23 protein-coding genes and 1 pseudogene are annotated in these 25,217 nt (G+C 74.0%); 13 read left to right on the top strand and 11 right to left on the bottom strand.

Annotated features, from left to right (window positions below; genetic code table 11):
- Window positions 1-335: helix-turn-helix transcriptional regulator (locus ACL02R_RS12800; protein WP_412796979.1), on the bottom strand; the 335-nt coding region annotated here is incomplete at its 3' end.
- A gap of 80 nt (window positions 336-415) precedes the next feature.
- Here ACL02R_RS12800 and ACL02R_RS12795 point away from each other — a divergent pair.
- Window positions 416-1,150 carry an alpha/beta fold hydrolase gene (locus ACL02R_RS12795; protein WP_412796978.1) on the top strand — a complete coding sequence of 245 codons (735 nt, stop codon included), beginning with the start codon at window positions 416-418 and terminating at the stop codon, window positions 1,148-1,150.
- Window positions 1,151-1,157: 7 nt separating this feature from the next.
- Here ACL02R_RS12795 and ACL02R_RS12790 read toward each other — a convergent pair whose 3' ends face one another.
- On the bottom strand, window positions 1,158-1,760 hold the full coding sequence (locus tag ACL02R_RS12790; RefSeq protein ID WP_412796977.1) for a sugar O-acetyltransferase: 603 nt from the start codon (window positions 1,758-1,760) through the stop codon (window positions 1,158-1,160).
- Window positions 1,761-1,899: 139 nt separating this feature from the next.
- On the opposite strand from ACL02R_RS12790, the gene ACL02R_RS12785 reads away from it, so the two are divergent.
- Together ACL02R_RS12785 and ACL02R_RS12780 are read left to right on the top strand one after the other, a co-directional pair.
- Window positions 1,900-2,136: a helix-turn-helix domain-containing protein gene (locus ACL02R_RS12785; protein ID WP_412796976.1), complete on the top strand. Its 237-nt coding sequence runs from the start codon at window positions 1,900-1,902 to the stop codon at window positions 2,134-2,136.
- Entirely contained in the window at window positions 2,133-3,119 is a 987-nt protein-coding gene (locus ACL02R_RS12780) for a serine hydrolase domain-containing protein (RefSeq protein WP_412796975.1), read from the top strand. Before ACL02R_RS12785 ends, ACL02R_RS12780 begins: the two co-directional genes overlap by 4 nt.
- A 226-nt stretch (window positions 3,120-3,345) precedes the next feature.
- Here the strand turns inward: ACL02R_RS12780 and ACL02R_RS12775 are convergent, their stop codons facing one another.
- The 6 genes and pseudogenes from ACL02R_RS12775 to ACL02R_RS12750 all read right to left on the bottom strand — a co-directional run bounded on the left by ACL02R_RS12775 (window position 3,346) and on the right by ACL02R_RS12750 (window position 7,502).
- Window positions 3,346-3,735, bottom strand: a complete 390-nt coding sequence (locus ACL02R_RS12775; RefSeq protein WP_412796974.1) for a YrdB family protein — start codon at window positions 3,733-3,735, stop codon at window positions 3,346-3,348.
- A 145-nt stretch (window positions 3,736-3,880) separates the two neighbouring features.
- Entirely contained in the window at window positions 3,881-4,225 is a 345-nt protein-coding gene (gene cutA, locus ACL02R_RS12770) for a divalent-cation tolerance protein CutA (protein ID WP_412796973.1), read from the bottom strand.
- A gap of 240 nt (window positions 4,226-4,465) precedes the next feature.
- Entirely contained in the window at window positions 4,466-4,999 is a 534-nt protein-coding gene (locus ACL02R_RS12765; protein ID WP_412796998.1) for a DUF6879 family protein, read from the bottom strand.
- Window positions 5,000-5,089: 90 nt separating this feature from the next.
- Window positions 5,090-5,356 (bottom strand): annotated as a pseudogene (locus ACL02R_RS12760) (hypothetical protein); the annotation flags it as partial.
- 156 nt (window positions 5,357-5,512) lie between these two features.
- Entirely contained in the window at window positions 5,513-6,604 is a 1,092-nt protein-coding gene (locus ACL02R_RS12755; protein ID WP_412796972.1) for a hypothetical protein, read from the bottom strand.
- Between the two features lie 52 nt (window positions 6,605-6,656).
- The gene (locus ACL02R_RS12750) at window positions 6,657-7,502 is read right to left on the bottom strand and encodes an NmrA family NAD(P)-binding protein (protein ID WP_412796971.1); all 846 of its coding nucleotides are present in this window, start codon (window positions 7,500-7,502) and stop codon (window positions 6,657-6,659) included.
- 113 nt (window positions 7,503-7,615) lie between these two features.
- On the opposite strand from ACL02R_RS12750, the gene ACL02R_RS12745 reads away from it, so the two are divergent.
- The 4 genes from ACL02R_RS12745 to ACL02R_RS12730 all read left to right on the top strand — a co-directional run bounded on the left by ACL02R_RS12745 (window position 7,616) and on the right by ACL02R_RS12730 (window position 12,879).
- The gene (locus ACL02R_RS12745; protein ID WP_412796970.1) at window positions 7,616-8,539 is read left to right on the top strand and encodes an AraC family transcriptional regulator; all 924 of its coding nucleotides are present in this window, start codon (window positions 7,616-7,618) and stop codon (window positions 8,537-8,539) included.
- A gap of 159 nt (window positions 8,540-8,698) precedes the next feature.
- A complete protein-coding gene (gene rox, locus ACL02R_RS12740) occupies window positions 8,699-10,159 on the top strand; it encodes a rifampin monooxygenase (protein WP_412796969.1) in 1,461 nt (486 codons plus the stop codon).
- 182 nt (window positions 10,160-10,341) lie between these two features.
- Complete coding sequence (locus tag ACL02R_RS12735; protein ID WP_412796968.1) at window positions 10,342-10,503, top strand: hypothetical protein; 162 nt, start codon at window positions 10,342-10,344, stop codon at window positions 10,501-10,503.
- A 78-nt stretch (window positions 10,504-10,581) separates the two neighbouring features.
- On the top strand, window positions 10,582-12,879 hold the full coding sequence (locus tag ACL02R_RS12730) for a heavy metal translocating P-type ATPase (RefSeq protein WP_412796967.1): 2,298 nt from the start codon (window positions 10,582-10,584) through the stop codon (window positions 12,877-12,879).
- A gap of 293 nt (window positions 12,880-13,172) precedes the next feature.
- On the opposite strand, the gene ACL02R_RS12725 is transcribed toward ACL02R_RS12730, so the two are convergent.
- Window positions 13,173-13,481, bottom strand: coding sequence for a helix-turn-helix domain-containing protein (locus ACL02R_RS12725; protein WP_412796966.1), 309 nt, complete (start codon window positions 13,479-13,481; stop codon window positions 13,173-13,175).
- Between the two features lie 221 nt (window positions 13,482-13,702).
- On the opposite strand from ACL02R_RS12725, the gene ACL02R_RS12720 reads away from it, so the two are divergent.
- Window positions 13,703-15,382, top strand: a complete 1,680-nt coding sequence (locus ACL02R_RS12720; RefSeq protein WP_412796965.1) for an LCP family protein — start codon at window positions 13,703-13,705, stop codon at window positions 15,380-15,382.
- A gap of 95 nt (window positions 15,383-15,477) precedes the next feature.
- Here ACL02R_RS12720 and ACL02R_RS12715 read toward each other — a convergent pair whose 3' ends face one another.
- On the bottom strand, window positions 15,478-17,742 hold the full coding sequence (locus ACL02R_RS12715; protein ID WP_412796964.1) for a glycosyl hydrolase: 2,265 nt from the start codon (window positions 17,740-17,742) through the stop codon (window positions 15,478-15,480).
- A gap of 322 nt (window positions 17,743-18,064) precedes the next feature.
- On the opposite strand from ACL02R_RS12715, the gene ACL02R_RS12710 reads away from it, so the two are divergent.
- The 5 genes from ACL02R_RS12710 (at window position 18,065) to ACL02R_RS12690 (ending at window position 23,238) form a co-directional block, all read left to right on the top strand.
- Window positions 18,065-19,174, top strand: a complete 1,110-nt coding sequence (locus tag ACL02R_RS12710) for a damage-control phosphatase ARMT1 family protein (protein WP_412796963.1) — start codon at window positions 18,065-18,067, stop codon at window positions 19,172-19,174.
- Window positions 19,175-19,260: 86 nt separating this feature from the next.
- Entirely contained in the window at window positions 19,261-20,331 is a 1,071-nt protein-coding gene (locus tag ACL02R_RS12705) for an iron-siderophore ABC transporter substrate-binding protein (RefSeq protein WP_412796962.1), read from the top strand.
- Window positions 20,331-21,368, top strand: coding sequence for a FecCD family ABC transporter permease (locus tag ACL02R_RS12700; protein ID WP_412796961.1), 1,038 nt, complete (start codon window positions 20,331-20,333; stop codon window positions 21,366-21,368). Before ACL02R_RS12705 ends, ACL02R_RS12700 begins: the two co-directional genes overlap by 1 nt.
- Complete coding sequence (locus ACL02R_RS12695; protein WP_412796960.1) at window positions 21,365-22,420, top strand: FecCD family ABC transporter permease; 1,056 nt, start codon at window positions 21,365-21,367, stop codon at window positions 22,418-22,420. Before ACL02R_RS12700 ends, ACL02R_RS12695 begins: the two co-directional genes overlap by 4 nt.
- Entirely contained in the window at window positions 22,417-23,238 is an 822-nt protein-coding gene (locus ACL02R_RS12690) for an ABC transporter ATP-binding protein (protein ID WP_412796959.1), read from the top strand. The genes ACL02R_RS12695 and ACL02R_RS12690 overlap by 4 nt, the downstream gene beginning before the upstream one ends.
- 1 nt (window position 23,239) lies before the next feature.
- Here the strand turns inward: ACL02R_RS12690 and ACL02R_RS12685 are convergent, their stop codons facing one another.
- A complete protein-coding gene (locus ACL02R_RS12685) occupies window positions 23,240-24,775 on the bottom strand; it encodes a bifunctional phosphatase PAP2/diacylglycerol kinase family protein (protein WP_412796958.1) in 1,536 nt (511 codons plus the stop codon).
- Window positions 24,776-25,217 lie beyond the last annotated feature (442 nt).

Below are 25,217 nucleotides of genomic sequence, written 5' to 3'. Positions count from 1 at the left end.
CCCCCCCCCCCCCTCTTCCCCCCCCCCCCCCCCCCGGCGACGGTCGTCGTGCCCATCCCGAGGCGTTCGGTGGCGAGGAGGCCGAGGACGACGGCGAGGGCCTCGTCGTTGGTGAGGACGAGGGGCGGCATGCGGTAGCCGCGGGCGAGGCGGTAGCCGCCGTGGCGGCCGCGTTCGGCCTCCACCGGGATGCCGAGGTCACGGAGGAGGGCGACGTGGCGGCGGACCGTGCGGGCGTCGGTGGCGAGCCGTTCGGCCAGCTCGGCGCCGGTGAGTCCGGCGTGGGACTGGAGGAGTTCGAGCAGGGTCAGGACGCGGGTCAGGGGATGCGACATCGATCACCGGGCGAATGAGGGCGGATTCTGTCCTGTATCGACTCTACGCTCTTCCCAGGACCTCACCTCAGGGAGATCGCATGGCCACCTTCGTACTCGTTCCCGGTGCCTGGCTCGGCGCGTGGGCGTGGGAGGACACCGCACGTGTCCTCCGGGAGCACGGGCACACGGCGCTGCCGCTGACGCTGACCGGACTGGCCGAACGCGCCGCCGAGGGCGGGCCGGACACGGACCTGGACACGCACATCGCGGACATCACCGGCTTCGTGGAGGGCAACGACCTGACCGGCGTCACCCTCGTCGCGCACAGCTACGGGGCGGCCCCGGTCACGGGCGCGGCGGGGCGCCTGGGCGAGCGGCTGGAGCGCGTGGTGTACGTGGACAGCGCGCCGTTCCCGGAGGGCATGCGCATGCTCGACCTGATGCCGCCGGAGGCCGTGGCGGAGCTGGAGCGGCACGTCGCGGCCGAGGGCGACGGCTGGCGCGTCCCCATGCCGCCGCTCGAAGCCCTGGCCGAGACCAACGACTTGGACGGGCTGGACGACGAACTGCTCGGCGAACTGCGCGGGCGCGCCACCCCGCACCCGTTCGGCACGCACACGCAGGCCCTCACGGGGCCGGTCGAACCCGGCCCGGACGTGGACCGGGTGCTGGTCGCCTGCCACGAGTTCCAGGGGCTGCTGGACAGCGGCATGCCGATGCTGGCGCACCTCAACTCGGCGCCGTGGCGCCGCTTCGACCTGCCCACGGGACACTGGCCGATGCTCTCGACGCCGGACGCGCTCGCCGACGTCCTGCACAAAGCCGCTTCCTGACGGGCGCTCAGCTCTTGCGGGCGCGCGTGGTGAGGTCCGCGTCGGTGATGGCGCGGACCACCCGGCAGGGGGTGCCGACGGCGATGCTCATCGGGGGGATGTCGCGGCTGACGACGCTCCCGGCGCCGATCACCGACCCGTAGCCGATGCGGACGCCGGGCAGGACCACCACGTTGCTGCCGATCCACACCTTGTCCTCGATCACGATCGGCTCGGAGAACCGCCCGAAGTCCACGCGCCGCTCGGGGTGCACGGGGTGGCCGGTCGTCGTGAGGGTGACGCTCGGGGCGATCATCACGCCGTCGCCTATGCGGATGTCCACGTCATCGACGAACGTCAGGTTCACGTTGCCGAAGAAGTCGTCGCCGATGTGGACATTGCTGCCGTACGCGGCATGGAACGGCGCCTGGAGCACGGCGCGTTCGCCGACATGGCCGAAGATCGCCTCAAGCAGCGCCCGCAGCCTCGCCACTTCGCCCGGCGGGGTGTGGTTGTACGCGAAGATCCCCTCCGCACGCCGCCGCGACGCGAGAAACGCCGCCTCCGACTCGCTGTACACGAGCCCTTCGGCTATCCGCGCGCGAACTTCCGCCTCACGCCCACCAGTCACCACACAGCTCCCCTCCACGACACGCCTTCCCCGCGCCCCGAGCCTACGCGCAGCCACCCTCCGGAAGACCGGCCCCCGCGACAGCCGACGACGTCAACTTTGGTTGACCGTCCGCACGGTGGTCAACTACGGTTGACGCATGGACGCGGAACAGCTGTCAGAACTCGCGGCATCGACGACCGACCACGACCCGTTGGTGGGGTTGGGCGCCGTGGCACAGCTCCGCGCCGAGACGGAACGCATCGAAGCGGTGCTCGTGCGCCGCGCCCGCAACAACGGGGCCACCTGGCCGCAGATCGCCGCCGTCCTCGGTGTTTCGAAGCAGGCGGTCCACAAGAAGCACGCCGGTCGGGGCCTGTTCGGCGGCCGGTCATGACCGCCGGTACCTACGGCGACCAGCGGCTCGCCGCCAGGATCGGCGAACTGCTGGGCCCCGGCCACCCGTTCGCGGCGGCGGCCGTGATCACGCCCGGGGGCATGAGCGTGGCGGGCCGCGGCTCCGGCCCCGGCGCCGACTTCGAGATCGGCTCGATCGCCAAGGCCGTCACCGGGCTGCTGTACGCCGACGCCCTCAGCCGGGGAGAGACAGCCCCCGGCACGCGCCTCGGCGAACTGCTGCCACTGGGCGACGTCCCCGCGGCACAGGTGACACTGCGCTCGCTGAGCACCCACCGGTCCGGCCTGCCACGGCTCCCCGGGTCCACCCGACCGTGGCGGCGCACCCTCGCCCTGTGGCGACACGGGACCAACCCCTACGGCGAGGACCTCGGGCAACTCCTCGGCCAGGCCCGCCACATCCGGCTGGGCAAGCCACGGCCCCGTTACTCCAACCTCGGATTCGCACTCCTCGGACACGCCCTCGCCCACGCTGCCGCGACCACCTACCCGGCGCTCCTCCACCAGCGCATCGCCACTCCGCTGGAACTCGACTGCTTCTACGCCCCGCGGACAGCGGACGAACTCCGCCCCGGGGCGCTCAACGGCACAAGCCGCCGTGGACGGCCCCGGCAGCCCTGGACCGGGGAGGGAATCGGACCGGCGGGCGGCATCCGGGCCTCCATCACCAGCATGGCCCGCTTCGCGGCGGCGGTGCTCGACGGCCGTGCCCCGGGGGTCGCCGCGCTCGATCCGGTAGCCCCGTTCGGCGGCGGCGCCCGCATCGGCGCGGCATGGATCACGATCCAGGTGAAAGGCCGGCCCCTCACCTGGCACAACGGCGGCACCGGCGGCTTCCGGTCCTGGCTCGGACTCGACCGGGGCGCCGGCACCGGCGTCGCCATCCTGTCGGCCACCGCCGCACCGGTCGACCGTCACGGGTTCGCGCTCCTGGCCGAGCACAGCCACGGCACCGGCGGGTGACACCGCCGACAGCGGCCACTCACGGAACGGGCCGCGGCCGCCGCACGCCTCGGCGGCCGACCGCCGAAAGCGGCGGGGTCGGAGTACGACCGCACATCCTCGGCCGAGCCGTAGGCGGACGCGATGAAGTCCGCCCAGCGCGCCACGAGTTCGGGGCCGGTGCCTGACGAACCGCGAAGTCCCCGGATGACCGACGATCAACGCCCACCCGGCCCGCGACCCGTTCTCAGTGGCTGAGCAGCCAACCGACGCGGTCGTAGGCGAGAATCTGGTAGAGGACCATGATCACCAGCAGCCAGCGGGCGGCCCGGCGCAGATCCGCGAAGTACAGGGCTGCCACGGCGCCGAAGAACACGGCGAGTTCGAGGAGCAGCCGCAGCGGCCCGGGTGTGTGGACGTCGCTCTCGCCCGAGCGCGACGGGTCGTCCGGAACGGCGAAGGTGCCCCACATCCAGCCGACGGCCACCGGCACCACGACTACCGCGAGCCAGCGCCACGGCGACGGAACGGTACGCCAGGCCCAGATGGCGAAGCAGACCAGCGAGGTCATTTCGAGCAGGAAGCGGACGCCGAGCAGGACATCGTTGTCGGCAAGCGCCAGGGTCGTGTGACTCACCGGAAGACCTCCCGCCTCAGCGGCCTCGGCCAGTCGGCGAGACGGTGCGGCAGCCTGGCGTTGGGGAAGCACAGGCCGATGAGCGGTCCCCGACAGTACATCCGCGGCATGCCCACGCCCCCCGTCGAACGAGCCGGCGTACCGCTCACTCGCCCCCACCGGGCGGCGGGGACGGCCTGGTGGCTCGGGTGATCCAGGCGAGGTAGGCGGGTGAGGCGGAGACGATCGGCAGCGCGATGACCTCAGGCGAGTCGTACGGGTGGGCGGCCAACAGGTGGGCCTGCAAGGCTTCCACACGATCGGCCGCCGTCCGGAAGACGACCTGCCACTCGGTGCCGTCGAGGACTTCGCCAAGGTGTCGATAAGTCGTCGCGACAGGCCCGGTCACCTGCCCGGACGCCGCAAGCCCCGCCTCGACAGCCCCCCGCGACAACCGCGCGGCGGCCTCCTCCGAGTCAACTGTCGTGATGACAACGAGAGATCCATCCATGACGGAGACGTTATCCCGCACGGCTCCGCAGGCGTGCCCGCAGCAGCGCCGCGCGCTCGTCGGTGAACTCCGCGAGGCACGCCCGCGCCCGCCGCCGCAGCGCGGCCGCCTGTCCGGCGTCCTCACCACCGAGGGCGTCCGCCCAGGCGGCGAGGGCGAGCGCGGGTCGTGCCGGACAGGTCGTTGTGCGAGCTGTCCGGTCCTTGTCCTTCGCGGCGTCCGTCCTGACCGGTGATCGCTTCAGCCCTCCGGCGGGGGCGGTGGGGCGAGTCCCGCCACGGCGCGGTCGGAGTACGACCGCACGTCCTCGGCCGAGGCGTAGGCGGACGCGATGAAGTCCGTCCAGCGCGCGACGAGTTCGGGGTCGGTGTAGGCCACCGCGCCGGTCGGCCTTCCCTCGTCCGTGTAGAGCACCTCGTACAGCGCCCGGTCGCCGAGGACGACGACCTCGGGCAGGGGCCCGTCGCGTTCGGCGGCCCTCAGGGCGTCGGCGGCGACGACGCGGACCGGGCGGCCGCACTCCGCCTGCATGCGCAGGGCGTGCAACTCCCACCGCAGGTAGGGCGTCGGCGGCTCCTCCACCACGCGCAGGCGGTGGAACGTACTGCCGCGCCGCCGGTCGTCCTCCGCCGTTCTCAGCAGACCGGCCCTGTCGTCTTCGAGCAGCCGGATCGCGTCGGCCCACTCGCCTCGCCGCAGCGCGTCGCGGCTGGGGTCGCCCTCCTCCTCGAAGTGCTGCCGCCGTTCGAGTTTCCAGCAAGGGCGGTCGCGCACCTGCTCCTTGTGGGCCTTGAAGTGCGCGCGGTACGCCGGGCGGTCCAGGCGCAGGCCGTCGCCGTGGACGAGGCGGGGCGGCGCCGGCCGGCTGTCCGGGATGTCGGGCTTGGCGGCGTGGAGCAGGGAGCCCGGGATGACGACCAGGCGTTCGTCCGGGGAGATGCGGACGCCGGGTGGGAGGTGGGGGGCGTAGGTGGCGGTCAGGTCGCGGCCGATGACGGCCACGTCGCCGTTGTCCAGCTCCCAGATGTCCGGGCACTCCGTCTCGTCCTTGGAGTTGCCGTTCTCCTGCGCCGACCGGCCGAGGCGGCGGGCGAGCCGTGCGGTGGGGTCGGCTTCCCAGGGACGCGGCATGGCCGCTCCTTCACGGGGTGGGTCCGTCAGGGCCGTTCATGGTACGCCCGGCCGGTCACCATGCGCCACGGTCCGTGACGGCTGTGGGGTCGGGGGGTTGGGATGCGTGGTGGGCGCGGCCGCCCACCATTTCGTCGCCCTGTCGGACCCCGGTCCCTACGCGGCGGACCTGCGCGGTTTCTTCCGCCTCCTGCGCTGAGGGGGCGGGCTGGGCTGGACGGGCTGGAGCGTCAGGTACCACTCGCCGCCGCCGTCCGAGGCGCTGAGGTCGAGGTACCCGGCGCGGGGCAGCCGCAGCCTCTTGCGTCCGTCGGCCGTGCCGTACACCGCGTCGGTGCTGTCCGGAGTCCCGGCCGGCCAGCGGGGAGGAGGGCAGTCGCAGTCCCATCCCCTGAGACACCCGCACACGAACAACGCCCGCCAGTGCGTTTCCCCCCGGGCCTGCACCGTGAGCAGCGCCGGGCCGCCGCCGTACGACAGCACGTGGTAGCCGGTGCCCCGCCACTCCGTCTCCAGGGGTGACGCGTCGGTCAGCGGCCTGACGCGGGCCGACCAGCCCGCGCCGTCCCGGAGGGCGCCGACGGCGAAGTGTGTCAGCCCGGGGTCGAGGAGGCTGGTGGCGCGCAGGTGGCCGGTGCCCGTCAACAGGGCGCCGTCCCGGTCCACCAGATCCTCTGTGCGGATCACGCCCTCGACGCGCACATACTCGGCGTCCTGGTTCCGGAACTCCAGGAGCGCGAACCGGCCGGGTTCGGGGCGGTCGATGAGGTGTTCGCCGTTTCCGGTGCCGGTGATGACGAAGCGCTCGGGGACGGGCGGCAGCGGCCCGTCGTCCGGCGCCCCCTCATCCGACTGTGCGGCGTCGGGCAGGCGTGGCAGGGCGTCGATGGGCACCGGGCGGCCCGCCTGCCTGGCCTCCATCCGGATCAGGGCCGCGCGGCCCGCGTGGAGGGCCGCCATCACGTCGGCCGGGGTGCCGGCCGACGTGGCGCGCTCGTACGCGTCGAGGGCCGCGCGGTACTCCTTGAGCACGGCGGGGGCGGTGCCGGGTTCCGTCGGGTCGAAGGGCAGGCGCGCCAGTTCCTCGCCGAAGGCGGTGACGGCCTCCTGCACGGCGAAGGGCAGGACGGGGACCGGCGGGGGCGCCGGGGCGGCGACCGCGACGGGTGCGCGGCGGCGCAGGAGCGGCACGGCCGTGACCATCCCGAGGACCCAGCCCCCGGCGAACAGCGACACCTCACCCCACATGGCGACGATGTTCGCACACCCGTACGGCGACCGCCCCTGTCGCGCGGGGCGGTCAGGCGGCCCAGGCGCCGGAGGCGGCGGCCTCGGCGGCCCAGGTCTCGAAGGCGACCGGTTCGCGGCCCAGGACGCGCCGTACGCCGTCGGTGGGCTCGGCCGCGTTGCCCGCGCGCATCCCGGCGAACATCGCGTCGAGCGCCGCCACCTCCTCCTCCGACGCACCGGCGGCGCGCAGTTCGTCGCGGTACGCGGCGGGCGTCAGCTCCTCGTACGCGACGCTCCGGTCCGACACCCGCGCGATCACCTCCACCGCCTCGCCGAACGTGAGCCCCCGTGGCCCCGACAGCTCGTACGTCCGCCCGTGGTGCCCGGCGCCTTCGGCGGTGAGCAGGGCGGCGGCGACATCGGCGATGTCCCGGACGTCGGTGAACGGTTCGGGCGTGGCGCCGATCGGCAGGGCGAGCCGCCCGGCCAGCACCGGGGCGTGCCAGACGTCCTCGGAGAAGTTCTGCGCGAAGTTGTTCGGGCGGATGACGGTCCACTCGGGGGCGTGCTCGCGTACGGACTCCTCCCCCGCAGCCATGCCGGGGAACACCGGCCCGTCGAGCCGCTCGATGCCGCGGCCCGACAGCGCCACGAAGCGCCGCACACCCGCGTCCACGGCCTGCCGCACGAAGCGGTGGACGGGCTCCGCCACTTCGGGCGTCACCAGGTAGACGGCGGAGGCACCGGCGAGGGCGGCGGACCAGGTGGCCTCGTCGTCCCAGTCGAAGCGGGTGGCGGAGGAACGGGAGGCGGGCCGTACGGGCGCGCCCGCCGCGCGGAGGGCGGTGACCAGGCGGCGGCCGGTCTTGCCGGTGGCGCCGAGGACGAGGACGGGGCGGTCGGGAGATGTCGTCATGCCGCCAGTCAACCGGCGGGCGGCGCACGGGCACATGGGCCACCGTACGGGAGGCATGTGCGATCGTCCGGCGCCCCCGCGACCGGACGGCCGGTCCGGTTATCGTGGCGGGTATGGACCCGTTCGACGAACTGCTGCGCGGGGTGCGGGCGGACGGCGCCGGCCTGCGGCGGACCGAGCTGTCGCCGCCCTGGACGCTCCGCCCCACCGGCGAGGGGGGCGGGGCCGGCGAGATGTCGCTGACGCTCTACGCGCCGCTGCGCGGCGAGGCGTGGCTGACGCGGGAGGACGGCGGCGGGGAGCCGCTGCGCGTGGGGGCGGGTGACGTGGTGATCGTGCGCGGCCCGGGTCCGTTCGTCCTCGGTGACCGGCCCTCGCCCGGCGCCGGGACGGGAGGCGCCGAGGGGGCGGTGCTGCTGACGGCGACCTATCCCGTGCGGGGCACCGTCGCCCGGCGGCTGCACGGGCTGCTGCCGCCGTTCGTGCTGGAGCCGGGCGACGAGGGGTGCGCCTCGCTGCTCGACGTGCTGGACGCGCAGGCCGGGGCCTGCGCGCCGGGGCAGCAGGTGGTGCGGGACCGGCTGCTCGACTGGCTGCTGGTGTGCGTGCTGCGCGGCTGGTTCGACCGGCCGGGAACGGCGCCGTCCGGCTGGTTCCACGCGCTCGGGGACGAGACGGTCGGCCCGGTGCTGCGGGCCATGCACGCCGCGCCCGACCGGCCGTGGACGCTCGCGTCGCTGGCGGCCGAGGCGAACGTGTCGCGCACGACGCTGGCCCAGCGGTTCACGAGGCTGGTCGGCGAGCCGCCGCTGACCTACCTGACGGACTGGCGGATGACGCTGGCCGCCGACCTGCTGACCGGCACGGCCGAGACGGTCGCCGCCGTGGCGCGGCGGGCCGGTTACGCCGACGCGTTCGGCTTCAGCGCGGCCTTCAAGCGGTTCCACGGCGTGCGCCCCAGCGTCTACCGCGAGAGCTGCGGACCGGGCGCGGACTGCTGGGCGGCGGTCGGCAGCTGCGACGGGGCGCCGGTCTGACGGACGGCGGAGGCGGTCCGCCGGGCGCGGGGGCACGGAACTCCCCGCCACTCTCAAGGTATAGCGGTCCAGGGGGCTTGCGGCAAGGCCCCCGTCGTCCCGCAGAATCGTCCGCCGAAGCCATGACCTGCGCGAACGCGGGCGGATATGGGGGAAGCGATGATCGACGTGATCGTGGTCGGCGGCGGGCCGACCGGGCTGATGCTGGCCTGTGAACTGCGCCTCGCCGGGGTGCGGACGGTGGTGCTGGAGAGACTGACGGAGCCGGTCGAGCAGTCCCGGGGCCGGGGCCTGCACGCGCGGAGTGTGGAGATCATGGACCAGCGGGGCCTGCTGGACCGGTTCCTCGCGGTCAGCGAGAAGTTCAGCGTGGGCGGGCTCTTCGGCGGGATCATGAAGCCGTGGCCGGAGAGTCTCGACACGGCCCACCCGTACGGCCTGGCGACGCCGCAGGTCCGCACCGAGCGGCTGCTGGACGAGCGCGCGCGGGAACTCGGGGCCGAGATCGGGCGCGGCCGGGAAGTGGCCGGGCTCGACCAGGACGACGCCGGGGTGACCGTCTCCCTGACGGACGGCACGCGGCTGCGGTCGCGCTGGCTCGTCGGCTGCGACGGGGGCCGCAGCACGGTGCGCAAGCTGCTCGGCGTCGGGTTCCCCGGTGAGCCCGCCAGGGTCGAGACGCTGCTCGGCGACATGGCGATGACGGAGGACAGGGAGACGATCGCCCGGATCGTCGCCGAGATCAGGAAGACCCAGCTGCGCTTCGGCATCGCGCCCGACGTGGACGGGCAGACGGGGGTGTTCCGCGTCATCGTGCCGGCCGACGGGGTGGCCGAGGACCGCGCGGCCCCGCCGACGCTGGAGGACTTCAGGCAGCGGCTGCGGGCCGTCGCGGGAACCGACTTCGGCGCCCACTCGCCCCGCTGGCTCTCCCGCTTCGGCGACGCCACCCGGCAGGCCGAGCGCTACCGGGTGGGGCGGGTCCTGCTGGCGGGCGACGCGGCGCACATCCACCCGCCGACCGGCGGCCAGGGGCTCAACCTCGGCGTCCACGACGCGTTCAACCTCGGCTGGAAGCTGGCCGCCGAGGTCAACGGCTGGGCTCCGGAGGGCCTGTTGGACACCTACCACGCGGAGCGGCACCCGGTGGGCGCCCGCGTGCTCGACAACACCCGCGCCCAGATGACGCTGCTCGGGACCGACCGCGGGGCCACCGCGCTGCGCGGGCTGCTCTCGGAGCTGATGGACATCGAGGAGGTGAACCGGTACGTCACCGGCATGATCACCGCGACCGGGGTCCGCTACGACCTCGGCGAGGGCCACCGCCTGCTCGGGCGGCGGCTGCCGGACAGGGAGCTGGGGCGGGGGCGGGGGCGTCTGTACGGGCTGATGCACGGCGGCCGCGGCCTGCTGCTCGACAGGACCGGGAAGCTGTCGGTCAGGGGGTGGGCGGACCGGATCGACCATGTGCCGGCGGACGGCGGCACCGGCGGAGAGCTGGAGGAACTGGACGCGCCCGCGCTGCTGCTGCGGCCCGACGGCCATGTGGCCTGGGTGGGGGACGGGCAGCGCGACCTGCTCGACGCGCTCCCGAGGTGGTTCGGCGCCCCCGCGGTCTGAGGCGGCCCGTCGCCGGAACCACCCCGACCGTGACTTAAGGTAATCGCTCATGGAGTCACCGTAGACGCTCCGTAGCCATCCCGGTATCGCTCGTACGGGTGAACGATCGCCTGATTCATACCCCCTAGGGGTATGTTATGTTTCTCGTGAAGCACGGTGAGAGCTACTGAAGGGAAGCCGCCATGAGCACGTCCGCCGCCGTCGTGGTCGCCACCTACACCGCCAGCGGCATGACCTGCGGTCTCCGCGCCGACGCGCTCAGCGCGGAGACCGGCGCCATCGAAGGCGGCACCGGCGCCGAGGAGCACGGGCAGGGACACGGCGGGAGCGGGCACACGCACTGACACCCGCCGCGTTCCGTTCCGCCCGCCGCATACCCCTACCCCCTACGCGTACCCGAACCACCGTCAGGAGAAGCCGAGATGACTCCCACCACCGGCGCGTCCACCCAGCAGGACACCGGATCGGTCGAACTGACCATCGGCGGCATGACCTGCGCCTCGTGCGCCAACCGCGTCGAGCGCAAGCTCAACAAGCTCGAAGGCGTCACCGCGACGGTCAACTACGCGACCGAGAAGGCCAAGGTCAGCTGGTCGGGCGACATCTCACTCGCCGACCTGATCGGCCAGGTCGAGGCCGCCGGCTACACGGCCGAGCCGCCCCCGCCCCCCGCTCCCCCCGCACCCGCACCCGCCGGGGCGCCACCCGATACCGGCGGCGAGCCGGAGGACGGACGGCTGCGCGCCCTGCGCGAGCGGCTGACCGTCTCGGCCGTGCTGACGGTCCCGGTGGTCGCGCTCGCGATGGTCCCCGCCTGGCAGTTCGACGGCTGGCAGTGGATCTCGCTTGCGCTGGCCTGGCCCGTGGTCGTGTGGGGCGCGTGGCCGTTCCACAAGGCCGCGTTCACCAACCTGCGGCACGGCGCCTCCACGATGGACACGCTCGTGTCGCTCGGCACCCTGGCGGCGCTCGGCTGGTCGCTGTACGCCCTGCTCTTCGGCAGCGCGGGCATGATCGGGATGACCCACCCGTTCAGCCTCACGGTCGAACGCAGCGACGGCGGCGGCAACATCTACCTCGAAGCGGCGGCGGGCGTCACCACGTTCCTCCTCGCCGGGCGGTGGTTCGAGGCGCGCGCCAAGCGCCGCTCGGGCGCCGCGCTGCGGGCGCTGCTGGAGATGGGCGCCCGCGACGTGGCGCTGCTCCTGCCCGACGGGCGCGAGGAGCGCGTGCCGGTCGGACGGCTCGCGGTCGGCGACACGTTCGTCGTCCGCCCCGGCGAGAAGATCGCGACGGACGGCACGGTCACCGAGGGCTCGTCCGCCGTGGACGCGTCGATGCTGACCGGCGAGTCCGTGCCCGTGGAGGTCGGCCCCGGCGACGCCGTGACGGGCGCGACGGTCAACGCGGGCGGGCGCCTCGTCGTACGCGTCACCCGCGTCGGCGCCGACACGCAGCTCGCCCGCATGGCGCGGCTCGTGGAGGACGCGCAGAACGGCAAGGCCGCCGCGCAGCGCCTCGCCGACCGGATCTCCGGCGTGTTCGTTCCGATCGTGATCGCGCTGGCCGTGGCCACGCTCGGCTTCTGGTGGGGCACGGGCGAGGGGGTCTCCGCCGCGTTCACCGCCGCCGTCGCCGTGCTGATCATCGCCTGCCCGTGCGCCCTCGGCCTGGCCACGCCGACCGCGCTGCTGGTCGGCACGGGCAGGGGCGCGCAGCTGGGCATCCTCATCAAGGGGCCCGAGGTGCTGGAGTCGACGCGCCGCGTGGACACCGTCGTCCTGGACAAGACCGGCACCGTCACCGAGGGCCGGATGACGCTCACCGCCGTCCGCGCCGCCGAGGGCGAGGACGAGGCGGCGGTGCTGCGGCTGGCGGGCATCCTGGAGAACGCCTCCGAGCACCCGGTGGCCCGCGCCGTCGCGGCGGCGGCGGCCGAGCGCACGGGCGCCCTCCCGGCTCCGGAGGAGTTCGCGAACGTCCCCGGCCTCGGCGTCCAGGGCGTCGCCGAGGGGCACGCCGTCCTCGTCGGTCGGCCCCGCCTGCTGGCCGACTGGTCGCTGACGCTGCCCGCCGCGCTCGAACGGGCCCTGGCGGACGCGGAGGCGGCGGGCCGTACGGCGGTCGTCGTCGCGTGGGACGGCGCGGCGCGCGGGGTACTCGTCGTCGCGGACGCGGTGCGGCCGACGTCCGCCGAGGCCGTCGCGCGGCTGCGCGGGCTGGGCCTCACGCCGGTGCTGCTGACCGGCGACAACGCGCGGGCCGCCGCCGCGGTGGCCCGCGAGGTCGGCATCGACGCGGACCGGGTGATCGCCGGGGTGCTGCCGCAGGACAAGGCGGCGGTCGTCGCGCGGCTCCAGGCGGAGGGGCGGAGCGTCGCCATGGTCGGGGACGGCGTGAACGACGCGGCGGCCCTCGCCACGGCCGACCTGGGCCTGGCCATGGGCACCGGCACGGACGTCGCCATCGAGGCGGCGGACCTGACCCTCGTGCGGGGCGACCTGCGGGCCGCCGCCGACGCCGTGCGGCTCGCGCGCCGCACGCTGGGGACGATCAAGGGCAACCTGTTCTGGGCGTTCGCCTACAACGTGGCGGCGCTGCCGCTGGCGGCGGCCGGACTGCTGAACCCGATGCTGGCGGGGGCGGCGATGGCGTTCTCGTCGGTCTTCGTCGTCAGCAACAGCCTGCGGCTGCGGGGCTTCAGGGCGCAGGGCTCCTGACCTCCCGGCGGGAGCGCGGGGGCGGCGGGTCAGAACGGTCAGAACGGTGTACGGGACGGGCGTCCCGCCGCGCGCCCTGACCCGTTCCCCAAGGTGGACCCGTGGCAGCCGGACGTCCTGGGGCCGCGACGGGTCGTCGCCGAGGCCGACTTCCGTCCGCACCTCCTGGGGGCTCGGCCCGGACAGCTCAAGGCCGGCGCGCGGTTCGGCGCCGGTCCTGGCCCTCTCCTCGTCGTTCAGCGACATCGCGTCTCCTCCCGGCGGGCTGCGGCCGGCCGTACCCGTGGGCGGTGTCAGAGGTGGCCGTACGCCATGCGGATGCCGAGGGCGGACTGCGACGGGAGCAGGCCGGCGCGGACGATGTCGCGGACGGCGGGCCGCAGCAGTTCGGCGAGGCCCGCGCGGGCCGCGTCCCACTCCTGGGCGCTCCAGCCGCGGCTCGCGAAGACCGCGGCGGGCGCGGCGCCCGCCGCGGCGTGCGAGACCAGCGAGTCGAGGGGCCCGAGGCCGTGCGCGACGCCCGAACTGGCCGCGACCGGAACCGTACGCGCCCTGGTGCGCGCGCTGCGTGCCGCCCGCTCGTCCTGAGTCCCCTCCCGCACCACGGGGCACAAGGCGGGCGAAGTCCGGCCAAGGCGCGGAAACGGCCCGGCGCGGTGTGGCGTACGTCATCCCCGTCAAGGGGGACCACGCATCCGAGGGTCGAACAGCGCTGCGATACTGTCCCGATCCGGCGCGTCCGAAGGGCCGGAAGCGCCGCGGCCCCGGGGGCCCGCACCCCGTCCGAGGGCACGCGGCCAGGCCGAACGAGTGGGGGTTACCCGTGCCGGAGAGCGGCATACCTGACGACGGGAAAGAAACTTCGGGCACCGCCGGCGGCGGCCGGCGCGCCGACCGCACCGGAACCGGCGCGGACGGCAGACCCCCCGGCCGGGCGGCCGCCCGCAAGGCCAGGGCCAAGGGCGGGCGCGGCAGGAAGAAACCCAAGCCCCGCTGGAAACGCGTCCTCATCTGGACGTCGGGCTCGGTCGCCCTGCTCGTCCTGGCGGTCGGCGGCGGCGCGTTCCTCTACATCCAGTACCTGAACAGCCAGATCGAACGGGCCCCGCTCGACCTCGGCGACAGCGACCTCGCCGCTCCCGAGCCCGACGAGAACGGCAACACGCCCCTCAACATCCTGCTGATCGGCTCCGACTCGCGCGACGGCGAGGAGAACCAGCGCCTCGGCGGCCGCGCCGACCTGGCGGGCGATCCGGTCCGCGCCGACGTGCAGATCCTCCTGCACGCGTCGGCCGACCGCAGCAACGCGACGCTCATCAGCATCCCCCGCGACACCCAGGTGCCGATACCCCAGTGCACCGACCCGGAGACCGACGAGGTGTACCCGGCGCACGAGTCCGCGTCGATCAACACCGCGATGTACTACGGCGGTCCCGGCTGCGTCGTCGCGACGTGGAAGGAGCTGACCGGCATCTACATCGACCACTTCATGATGGTCGAGTTCTACGGCGTGGTGCAGATGGCCGACGCGATCGGCGGCGTCCCGGTCTGCGTGGACGCCAACATGGAGGACCCCAAGACCCACCTGCGCCTGGAGGAGGGGCCCAACACCCTGGAGGGCGAGGACGCGCTCCAGTGGCTGCGCACCAGGTACGCGTTCGGGGACGGCAGCGACGTCGGCCGGGCCAGGGCGCAGCAGATGTACATGACCAGCATGGCCGAGGAGTTGCAGGCCAACATGTCGCTCGGCGACGCGGGCCAGCTGATGGACCTCGCCGAGGCGGCGGTGGACGCGCTGACCGTGGACGACGCGCTCGGCTCCGTCACCTCGCTGTACGACCTGGGCCAGGACCTGCGGCGGATACCCGCCGACCGCATCAACATGATCACACTGCCCCACCTGCCGGACCCGGACGACCCGGACGTCACGCTCATCCCCGACCAGGAGCCGGCCGAGGAGCTGTTCGCGCTCGTCCGGGACGACCGTCCGCTCGACGGCGAGGAGGAGGCGCCCGCCGGGGGCGACGGGGAGGAGGGCGGGGAGCCGCCCGCGGAGGAGGAGCCGATCGACCCGGCGCTCGTCCCCGTCGCGGTGCAGAACGGCACCGGCGCCGACGGCCTCGCGCCGGTGGACGGCAGGGCGGGCGACATCACCGACGCGCTGCGCGCCGCCGGATTCGCGCGGGCGGAGACCGACACCTCGGCGGCCGTCGCGGAGTCGCAGACCAGCGTCTACTACGGGGACGTCGACGACCGCCCGGCGGCCGAGGCGATCGCCGAGGCGCTCGGCCTGCCGGGCAGCGCGGTGCGCAACTCCACCACGCACGACGCGCTCACGCTCGTGGTCGGCGCCGACTGGCGGGAGGGCACCGAGTTCCCGCAGGAGGCGGCCGAGGAGGAGGAAGGCGCCGGGGAAGGCGGCTCCGCCATCGACCCGGACGACGTCCACTCCACCGAGGACAACGACGACTGCATAGCCGTCAACCCGCTCTACACGTGGTGACCGCCGCGCGCTGAGACGCCCACGCCGCCCCCGGCCGGATCTCTCCCGCCGGGGGCGGCGTGTGTGGGGGGTGCGGGTGCCGGTCGGCGGACCGGTCAGCCCGTCTGGCTGGCCGACGAGTTCGGCGGCACCGTGAGCACCGTCCCGTCCTCGAAGGTCACGTTCTGCGCCGTGTCCGCGTAGTTGGTCGCCGCGTACGTGACGGTCCCGCCGTCGGAGAACGCCGCCGCCGTCGGGCTGTCGGCCGTGATCAGCGTGTCCGGCGGGCCGATGGCGTCGAGGGTGTGGATCCAGTGGTAGACGTGCGCCCAGGACTCGCCGGCCTCCGGGGCGTACGTGCCGCCGCCGTCGCCCTCGTACGCCGCGCGGGCCGCCGCCGGGTCGGAGAGCGCCTGGAACTCCCAGAGGATCTCCTTCCACTCCACGGGCGGGCCGCCGTTCTCCTGGACCAGCTCCTCCAGGTTGCGGTCGATGGCGTCCTGGTCGCGGGCCAGGTGCAGCGAACCGCCCGTCACCGGGAGGACGTTGATGCCGTGGATCTCCTCCGGGTTGCCGGTCCACCACGTCGCGTGGGCGCCGCCGTTGCTCCACACCATGCCGACCGTGTTGTGCTGGTAGTCCGCCGGGAAGTTCTCCTCGTCCCCGTCGAACCAGTACTGGCGGATCGCCTCCGACTCGGTCGTCAGCAGGTAGACGCCCAGGTCGCGCAGCTCCGTGTCACCGGTCGCCGAGCCCCACAGGACGAGGCCGGCCGAGAGGTTGACCGACTCGGAGGACGACTCCTGGTTGTTGCCGGCCGCGAAGCCCTGGTGGCCGGACGCCCAGCTGTGGCCCGCGTACACGTCGAAGCCGCGCAGGAACGGGTAGCGGTCGTCGTCGCGCGCCGGGTTGGCGGCGTCGGCGACCAGCTCCTCGACCATGCCGCCCCATGCCGACTCCGCCGCCCACGCCGGGTCGTACTGGGCGACGATCGCGGCGGCCAGCACGTAGTAGGAGTAGTGGAAGTGGTGGTCGTTGAGCTCCTGGTCGCTGCCGTAGGAGGCGGGGTAGCCCGTCAGCGTCTGCCACTCGGAGTCGTATACGAAGCCGGTCTCACCGCCCGCCGTGAACCACTCCTCCAGGCGCGCCTTGATGGCGGCGAGGATCTGGTCACGAGCCTGCGTGTCGCCGATCTGGTCGGCGATCGGCACGACCTGCGCGAGCCGGCCGAACGCCTTCCCGCTCCAGTACGTGTCCCCGACGCCGACATTCGCGCTCGCCGCCACCTCGTCCACGAAGCGCGCCAGCGTCGCCCGGTCGGGCCCGTCGCTCGCGGGCAGTCCCGGCAGCACGCCGGTCACGTCCTGCCGGGTGGTGAACGACGCGCCCTCGCGCACCCGCATCACCCCGCGCGCCGACGAGTACTCCCAGTCGGTCAGCGGGACGGCCGCGTAGCCCCACTGGTGGGGGTAGAGGGCCTGGAGGGTGCCGGTCTCGGTGCCCTCACGGGCCTCGGTCCGGAGGGTGTACGTGGCGCTGACGGCGCCGTCGCCCTGCTCGTAGTCCCAGTCCACGGTCGAGCCGGTGACGAAGCTGTACGCGTACCGCTCGTACGTGGCCAGGGCGTCGCGCTCGGGCAGGACGGCGACGGAGTAGTAGCCGTCGCCGCCGATGTCGGCGCTGACCGTCGTGCCGGATACCTGCCAGGCGCTGCCGCCCGGGGCGAACAGGGCGTAGTCGTGGCCGCCGACCGAGATGCCAAGCGTGCTGCCCTCCTGGGCGAACACCTCGGGCGTCCCCGATGTGGTGATCCGCGCCGCTCCGCCGGTGGCCTCGGCGTAGACGTACGGGCTGCCGTGGCCGATGGTGGCGCGGAAGGTGTGCCCGGCGTCCTCCCAGTACGGGCTGACGGTCCAGTCGGACCAGCCGTCCGCCTTGGTGTCGGGCGAGTTGAGGCCGTCGACGCCGAGGACGAGGTCGGCGCGGTGCGGGTACTCGAACGACCCGCCGTTGACGACCGCCTGCGACGGGTAGCCGACCTCAAGGCCGCCCGCGACGGCGCGGTAGCTGAGGGGGTGGCCGTACATCGGCTGGGAGTACGGGTTGTCGGCGTACCGCTTGAAGACGAGCGACGACCACCAGTCGTTGGTCGGCACGGGCACGCCGGCCATCCGGTCGGTGACCTGCGGGGTGACGGGCTGGCCCTGGTTGTTCAGCGGGCCGACGGTCCCGGCGGGCCGGGTGTCCGAGTAACTGCCGCTGCCGACCGGGATCTCGGCCGCCGACGCCGAACCCGGCACCAGCGCGACACCGCCCAGCGCGGTGGCCGTGGCGGTCAGCGTGAGTGTGACGCGTCGGAAACGGGAAGTGGGGGGCCTCATGCTCTGATACCTCGCTACCGGTGGGGGACGGTGCTGAGAGCGCTCTCACATGCGGTTCAGAACTTAGGGACGGGTAAATTTTGTGTCAACACCCCCGGCACATTCCCGGAACCCCCCACCCGGTCACGGAACTTCGTCCGCCACCCCCTCCCCCACACGCGCCTTCCGCTTCCCCGCGCGCCTGACCCGGGGGTGAAGTGGTGTGCGGGGGAGGATGGCGGGGAGGGGGTGGTGGGGGGTCGGGAGAGAGGTGTGTGGCGCTGTGGTCGGTGTCGGTGTTCCGGTGGTCAGGGCCGATCGGCCGGGGAGTTTTCCGTGGAGCGTGTTCCACGAGCGGCATCCCCGGCTGATCGCGCAGGTGCGGGACGGGCTGCCGTACGGGCCGGAGGAGCGGGACGCGCTCGCGCGGCTGCTGGACGAGAGCGTGGGCGGGGTGCTGACGCCCCCGGCCGAGGACGCGCCCGACCGTGCCGAGTGGCTGGCGTGGGGCGAGGGGCTGTGGGGCAGGCCGTGGGGGGAGGCGCCGTTCCTGTGGGCGGAGAGCTGGTTCTACCGGCGGCTGCTGGGCGCGGTGGGGTGGTTCGGGCCGGGGGCGTGGCGCGGCGTCGATCCGTTCGGCCCGGTGAAGGCGGACGAGCTCGCCGGTGCGGCGGTGGACGAGGAGCTGTCGGCGCTCGGCCGGCTCACGGAGGCGTCGCGGGACGACCGGCGTGCGGCGCTGGTCTCGTCGGCGCTGTGGGGCAACCAGGCGGACCTCAGCTTCAGCCTGGGCTCGGGCGGCGGCGAGGCCGGTGACGTGCTGGCCGACGACAGCGCGGCGCTGTGGGAGGTCGTGGACCGCGCCCCCGAGGGCTGCACGGTCGCACTCGTCGCGGACAACGCGGGCCGCGAGCTGCTGCCCGACCTGGTGCTGATCGACGAACTGCTCGCCCGCCACCGCGTGGTCCTGCACGTGAAGCCGCGCCCCTACTACGTGTCCGACGCGACGACCGCCGATGTCCTGGCGGCGGTCGGGCGGTTGCGGTCGGCGGACAAGCCGGAGGCGGCGGCGGTCGGGCGGCGGCTGTGGGACACGCTGGCGGGCGGCACGCTGACCGTCAAGGCGCACCCGTTCTTCTGCGCGCCGCTGTCCTTCCACGACATGCCGTCCGGGCTGTGCGACGACTTCGCGGGGATGGCGCTGACGATCGTGAAGGGCGACCTCAACTACCGCCGCCTGGTGGGCGATCTGCTGTGGCCGCCGTCCACGCCGTTCGGGGCGGCGGCGGGGTGGTTCCCGTCGCCGGTGGCGGCGCTGCGGACGCTGAAGTCGGACGTGGTGACGGGCGTCGGGGCGGAGACGGTGCGGCGGCTGGACGCGGATGAGGCGGACTGGCGGACGAACGGCCGTCACGCCGTGGTGCAGACGGCGGTTCCGGTCCGCAGGGGCTGAGGGGCGGGGCGGCGGGAGGACCGTACGATAAGGTGAGGCTTACCTAAGCTGATGTTCCTGCCGCCACCGACCGACAAGGACCCCGCATGTCTTCCAGTCTCCGCCGCGTCCGTGGACGGGCCATCGGCCTGACGGCCACCGCCGCCGCGTTCACCCTCGTGCTCGCCGGCTGCTCGTCGGACGACGACGGGTCCCCGGCGGACGACGGCGCGCAGGAGAGCGCGGACGGCGGACAGGCGGCGGAGGAGGGCGCGTTCCCCGTCAGCATCGAGAGCGCGCTCGGCACGGCGGAGATCACCGACCAGCCGGAGCGCGTCGTGACGCTCGGCCAGGGCTCGGCCGAGACCGCGATCGCGCTGGGCCACACGCCGGTCGGCATCGAGAGCTACGAGTGGGGCAGCGACGACACCGGCTACCTCCCCTGGATCCACGAGGCGGTGACGGAGGCGGGCGACGAGCTGCCGACGCAGTTCGCGGGCGCGGAGGACATCGACTTCGAGGCGATCATCGAGCTGGAGCCCGACGTCATCCTGGCGCCGTGGTCGGGTGTGACGGAGGAGCAGTACGCGATCCTCTCCGACATCGCCCCGACGGTCGCGTACCCGGACCTCCCGTGGAGCACGGACTGGGACCAGCAGATCGAGATCATCGCGCAGGCGCTCGGGCAGCCCGAGGAGGGGCAGGCGCTGATCGACGGCATCGAGGCGCAGTTCGCCGAGGCGGCGGAGACCCGGCCCGAGTACGCGGACGTGACGTTCTCGTACATCTACACGTCGGGCCCGGGGACGCTGGGCGTCTTCCTGCCGGACGAGCAGCGTGTGCGGATGCTGTCGTCGCTCGGCCTGACCGTGGACCCGGTGGTGGAGACGTTCGAGGAGACCGAGGGCACCGACTCGGCGCTGATCGGCCTGGAGAACGCGGACCAGCTCGCGGACAGCGACCTGCTGTTCACCTTCTACACCGACGAGCAGACCCGGCAGGAGATCGAGGCGCAGCCGCTGTACGCGTCCATCCCGGCGGTGGAGCGCGGCGGGATCGTGTCCAGTGACGACACGTCGTTCGTCACGGCGTCGTCGATCATCAACCCGCTGACCGTGCCGTGGGTGATCGACCGCTACCTGCCCATCATCGACGAGGCCGTCACCACCATCGGCTGATGACCACTTCGATCGACGCCGCGCCGAGCGGTGCCCGTACCGCGCGTACGGGCACCGCTCGGCGTGTGTCCTACCTGTTGTGCGGGCTGGTGCTGCTGGCGTTCGCGGTGCTGGCGAGTGTGATGTTCGGCAGCAAGCCGACGCCGTTGGGTGAGGTGCTGGATGTGTGGCGCGGGGACGCCGACACGTATGTGACGACGGTGGTGGAGAGCCGGTACCCGCGCACGGCGCTGGGGGTGCTGGCCGGGGTGACGCTGGCTGTGGCGGGGACGCTGATGCAGGGCGTGACGCGTAACCCGCTGGCGGACCCGGGGCTGTTGGGGATCAACGCGGGGGCGTCGGCCGGTGTGGTGACGGCGACGGCGTACCTGGGGGTCTCGGGACAGGCGGCCACGGTGTGGTGTGCGCTGCCGGGGGCGCTGCTGGCGGGGGTGGTGCTGCATGTGGTGGGTTCCGCGGGGGGTGGCGGGAGTCTCGTGCGGCTGGTGCTGGCGGGGGCGGTGGTGTCAGCGGTGATGGCGGCGTACGTGCAGGCCGTGACGTTGAGCAAGCCGACCGTTTTCGACAGCTACCGGTACTGGGTGGTGGGGGCGTTGGGCGGGCGTGACTGGGACGTGCTGTGGTCCGTCCTGCCGTTCGCCGCTGTGGGTTTCGTGCTGGCGATGGTGCTGGCGCCGGGGCTGAACGCCCTGGCGCTGGGCGACGAGTCGGCGTCCTCGCTGGGGGCGAATCCGGCACTGATGCGGGCGGGCGGACTGGTGGCGGCGACGCTGCTGTCCGCGGCGGCGACGGCGGCGGTGGGGCCGATCGCCTTCGTGGGGCTTGCCGTGCCGCATGTGGCGCGGACGCTGGCGGGGGTGGATTTCAGGGCGCAGATCGTGTTCTCGGCGGTGCTCGGGCCGTCGCTGCTGTTGTTGGCGGATGTGGTGGGGCGGGTGGTGCTGCGTCCGCAGGAGTTGATGGTCGGTGTCGTCACCGCGTTCGTGGGGGCGCCGGCGTTGCTGTACGCCGTGCGCAGGATGAAGGGGACGGCATGACGCTCCAGCGGGAGACGGCCAGGCCGCGTGGTGTGGTGCGGCTCGGGCCGGGTGTGGCGCTGCCGGTGCGGCGTGCGCAGTTGGTGGTGGGCGCGGGGGTGTTGCTGCTTCTGGTGGTGGCGTCGGCGGCGACGCTGTCGATGGGGAGGCTGGGCATTCCGCTGGCGGATCTGCCGTCGGCGGTCATGGGCGGGGCGGACGGGAAGGACGCGTTCGTCATCGAGCGGTTGCGGGGGCCGCGGCTCGTGGTGGCGATCGGGACGGGTGCGGCGCTCGGGCTGTCGGGTGCGCTGTTCCAGTCGGTGACGCGCAATCCGCTGGGCAGTCCGGATGTGATCGGGCTGGCGTCGGGCGCGGGCGCGGGGGCGGCCGTGGTGGCGCTGATGATGCCGGGCGGGGTGCCGGTGCCGCTGGGGGCCCTCGCGGGGGCGACGGCGGCGATGGTGCTGGTGTACGTGTCGACGGGCAGTGGTTTCCGCAATCCGGGGCGACTCGTGGTGGCGGGGATCGGCGTCGCGGCGATGGCGACGGCGTTCACGCAGTACGTGGTGTACGCGGTCGAGCGGGACAAGGCGACGGTGCTGACGGCGTACGTCAACGGCAGCCTGGCGGCGCGGTCGTGGGACGACGCGGGGACGATCGGGGTGGTGCTGCTCGTCGCGATGCCGCTGGCGCTGCTGATCGGGCGGCGCGTGGAGATCGGCGAGATGGGCGACGAACTCGCGGACGCGCTGGGCGCGGAGCCGCAGCGTACGCGGGTGTGCGCCGTGGTCCTGTCGATCGTGCTGTCGGCCGGGGCGGTCACCGTCGCCGGGCCGATCGCGTTCATCTCGCTGACCGCGCCGCAGATCGCGCGCCGCCTCACCCGGGGCACCGGCGCGCACCTGACGCTCGCGGCGCTGACCGGCGCGCTGCTGCTCGTCCTGGCCGACCTGGCGGCGCAGCAGTCGCCGGTCGATGACAGTCTGCCGGTGGGGATCTGGACCATGGCCATCGGCGGGGTGTACCTCGGGTGGCTGCTGACCCGTGAATGGAGAAGGGGGAGCCTGTGACCGCCAAGGGGCTGAGCGCCCGTGGGGTGACCATCGGGTACGGCGGCGGGGAGCCCGTCGTGCGTGACCTGGACCTGGATGTGCCGCACGGCGGGCTGACGATGGTCATCGGGCCGAACGGGTGTGGCAAGTCGACGCTGGTGAAGGCCCTCGCGCGGGCGGTGAAGCCGGTCGCGGGCGAGGTGCTGCTGCACGGCAGGGACATCCACTCCTACGGGGGCAAGGAGGCGGCGCGGCATGTGGCGTTGCTGCCGCAGAGCCCGATCGCGCCGGACGGCATCAGCGTGCGGGGGCTCGTGCGGCGCGGCCGGTATCCGCACCACTCGCTGCTGCGGCAGTGGTCGCCGGACGATGACGCGGCGATCGGGGAGGCGCTGGAGCGGACGGGTCTCGCGGGGCTGGCGGACGCGATGGTGACCGAGCTGTCGGGCGGGCAGCGGCAGCGTGCGTGGATCGCGATGGTGCTGGCGCAGCAGACGGAGCTGCTGCTGCTGGACGAGCCGACGACGTTCCTGGACATCGCGCACCAGTACGACCTGCTGGAGCTGTGCGCGGAACTGCACCGGGAGGGGCGTACGGTCGTCGCGGTGCTGCACGACCTGAACCAGGCGGCGCGGTTCGCGTCGCACCTGGTGGTGATGGACGCGGGGCGGATCGTGGCGCAGGGGGCGCCGGACGAGGTGCTGACGGCGGAGCTGGTCGGGGAGGTCTTCGGGCTGGCGTGTGACATCGTGCCCGATCCGCGGACGGGGACGCCGATGGTGGTGCCGCACGAGCGGTACGCGGCGGAGGAGACGGCGAGCGGCGCGGCACGCTGAGTCAGAGGGCGGCGCGTGGGCCGGGGATCAGGTCGGCGTCGATGCCCGCGGGGCGGTAGACGGTGAGCGCGCCGGGGCGTTTGTCGAGCAGCAGCGAGGCGGGGGCGGGCCCGGCTTCGCCGTCGTACGCGAGGGTGCAGCCGTCGTGCAGTCCGGCGAGGCGCAGCCGGGGCAGGCGGGCGGCGGCGTACACGCGGGAGGTGCCGAGTGTGCCCGTGAGGACGGACAGGGTGACGCGGGTGCGGGCGAACGGTTTGTCGGCGGCGACGGTGCGGACGTCGAGAAGGCCGTCGTCGAGCTGGGTGCGGTGGGAGGGGGCGAAGCCCTCGGGCGAGTAGAGGCCGTTGCCCGCGAAGATCAGCCACAGCCGGTGGGGGCGGCCGTTGACCTCCATCTCGACCGGCTGGGCGGTGCGCAGGACGCGGGCGAGGGAGAGGGCGGCCGAGGGCCACTTGCCGAGGCGGCCGAGCGGGGAGTGCCGCTGGAGGGCCTCGCGGGCGCGGACGAGGTCGGGGTAGAGGCCGATGCTGAAGGTGTTAAGGAAGTGTCGCGTCTCCCCGGCCGCGCCGTGGGCCCCCGCGGTGGGGCGGATACGGGCGAGGTCCACGGAGACGGCCTCGCCCTGGTGGACGGCGGCGACGGTGTCCTCGAAGCGGTGGAGGCCGTTGTCGAGCGCGAAGTGGTTGAGGGTGCCGCCGGGGAAGACGGCGAGGGGCAGGCCGCGGTCGGCGCTGACGGCCGCCGCGGCGTTGACGCTGCCGTCGCCGCCACAGATGCCGAGGGCGGTGGCGCGGCCCGCGGCCTCGGTGAGGAGGGCGACGAGGTCGTCCTCGTCGCCGGCGGCGGGGTCGCGTTCGACGATCTCGGCCTTGGGGAGGAGGGTGCGGAGGCGGTCGGCGGTGACGCCGGCGCTCTCGGTGCCCGCGCCGCCGTTCACGACGACGACCAGGCCCTCGCCCTCGGGGAGTGACGGCGCGGGGGCGCTGTGGTGGACGAGGCGTACGACGGGCGGGCGGCGCGGCCACACACGGCCGGTGGCCATGGCTGCGCCGACGCCGAGGACGAGTCCCGCGACGACGTCGCCGGGGTAGTGGACGCCGACATAGATGCGGGAGAACGCGACGGCGGCGGCGACGGGGGCGACGAGCGCGCCGTGCCGCCGTGACTCCAGGGCCACGCCGGTGGCGAACGCGGCGGCGGACGCGGAGTGGCCGGAGGGGAACGAGCTGGTGTGCGGCTGCCGTGCCAGGCGCCGGGCGAGCGGGACGCTGTCGATCAGCGGGCGGCGGCGGCGGGCGACGTACTTGATCACGGTGTTGGTGGTCAGGGACGCGAGGCCGAGTGCGACGACGCCGCGGCCCGCCGCGCGGCGGGCGGAGCGGTCGCCGGTGGCGGCCATGGCGGCCGCGGTGGCGAGCCACAGGCGGCCGTGGTCGGCGGCGTGGCTGAGCCGGGGCAGGACGGCCTGCACCAGCGGCGGGTGGGCGGCGGCGACCCGTTCGAACACCCGGCGGTCCAGGCGGCTGAGGCGTGTCATGGGCGCTGACCTCCGTCTTCGCGGGCCCGCGCGTGGCGGACGCGGACCTCGTACAGCGGCGCTTACCCCGGCGTGCGCCGGGCATGGCCGGTTTCTCCGCGCGCCAGGCGCGCGTGGAGGACCACAGCTGTGCGCGGGGGTCGTCGGGCGTGTGGGCGGGGACGTAGCGGTCCGGGGAGACGCCCGCCGTGCGCCAGTCGTCGGTGACGCCGAGGCGGTCGCCGGTGTCGTTGAGCCGTCGGTCGGGGACGGCACCGGCCGTCGCGCAGCGGTCGGTGTCCAGCGGGCGGTCGGCGAGGCCGGTGGCGCCGCCCGCGTCGGCGGCGGCACGTGCGCAGAGGGCGGCGGTCTCGGCCATGCCGCCGGGGTCGATCTCGGCGGAGAATTCCCGGCTTTCGTCCCAGGGGCGGACGCCCGCCGATTTCTGGACGGCGTCCCGGGT

It is taken from the genome of Streptomyces sp. MS19 (assembly GCF_047200595.1).
GTDB lineage: Bacteria > Actinomycetota > Actinomycetes > Streptomycetales > Streptomycetaceae > Streptomyces.
This window is presented reverse-complemented; position numbering and strand designations above follow the sequence as displayed.

Bases quoted from the DNA above. Each gene is read 5' to 3' on its own strand.
- ACL02R_RS12695 (WP_412796960.1), top strand. From the start codon at position 21,365: ATGACGCTCCAGCGGGAGACGGCCAGGCCGCGTGGTGTGGTGCGGCTC.
- ACL02R_RS12705 (WP_412796962.1), top strand. From the start codon at position 19,261: ATGTCTTCCAGTCTCCGCCGCGTCCGTGGACGGGCCATCGGCCTGACG.
- ACL02R_RS12745 (WP_412796970.1), top strand. From the start codon at position 7,616: ATGGACCCGTTCGACGAACTGCTGCGCGGGGTGCGGGCGGACGGCGCC.
- ACL02R_RS12750 (WP_412796971.1), bottom strand. From the start codon at position 7,502: ATGACGACATCTCCCGACCGCCCCGTCCTCGTCCTCGGCGCCACCGGC.
- ACL02R_RS12795 (WP_412796978.1), top strand. From the start codon at position 416: ATGGCCACCTTCGTACTCGTTCCCGGTGCCTGGCTCGGCGCGTGGGCG.
- ACL02R_RS12700 (WP_412796961.1), top strand. From the start codon at position 20,331: ATGACCACTTCGATCGACGCCGCGCCGAGCGGTGCCCGTACCGCGCGT.
- ACL02R_RS12735 (WP_412796968.1), top strand. From the start codon at position 10,342: ATGAGCACGTCCGCCGCCGTCGTGGTCGCCACCTACACCGCCAGCGGC.
- rox (WP_412796969.1), top strand. From the start codon at position 8,699: ATGATCGACGTGATCGTGGTCGGCGGCGGGCCGACCGGGCTGATGCTG.
- ACL02R_RS12685 (WP_412796958.1), bottom strand. From the start codon at position 24,775: ATGACACGCCTCAGCCGCCTGGACCGCCGGGTGTTCGAACGGGTCGCC.
- ACL02R_RS12785 (WP_412796976.1), top strand. From the start codon at position 1,900: ATGGACGCGGAACAGCTGTCAGAACTCGCGGCATCGACGACCGACCAC.
- ACL02R_RS12730 (WP_412796967.1), top strand. From the start codon at position 10,582: ATGACTCCCACCACCGGCGCGTCCACCCAGCAGGACACCGGATCGGTC.
- ACL02R_RS12780 (WP_412796975.1), top strand. From the start codon at position 2,133: ATGACCGCCGGTACCTACGGCGACCAGCGGCTCGCCGCCAGGATCGGC.
- ACL02R_RS12715 (WP_412796964.1), bottom strand. From the start codon at position 17,742: ATGAGGCCCCCCACTTCCCGTTTCCGACGCGTCACACTCACGCTGACC.
- cutA (WP_412796973.1), bottom strand. From the start codon at position 4,225: ATGGATGGATCTCTCGTTGTCATCACGACAGTTGACTCGGAGGAGGCC.
- ACL02R_RS12755 (WP_412796972.1), bottom strand. From the start codon at position 6,604: ATGTGGGGTGAGGTGTCGCTGTTCGCCGGGGGCTGGGTCCTCGGGATG.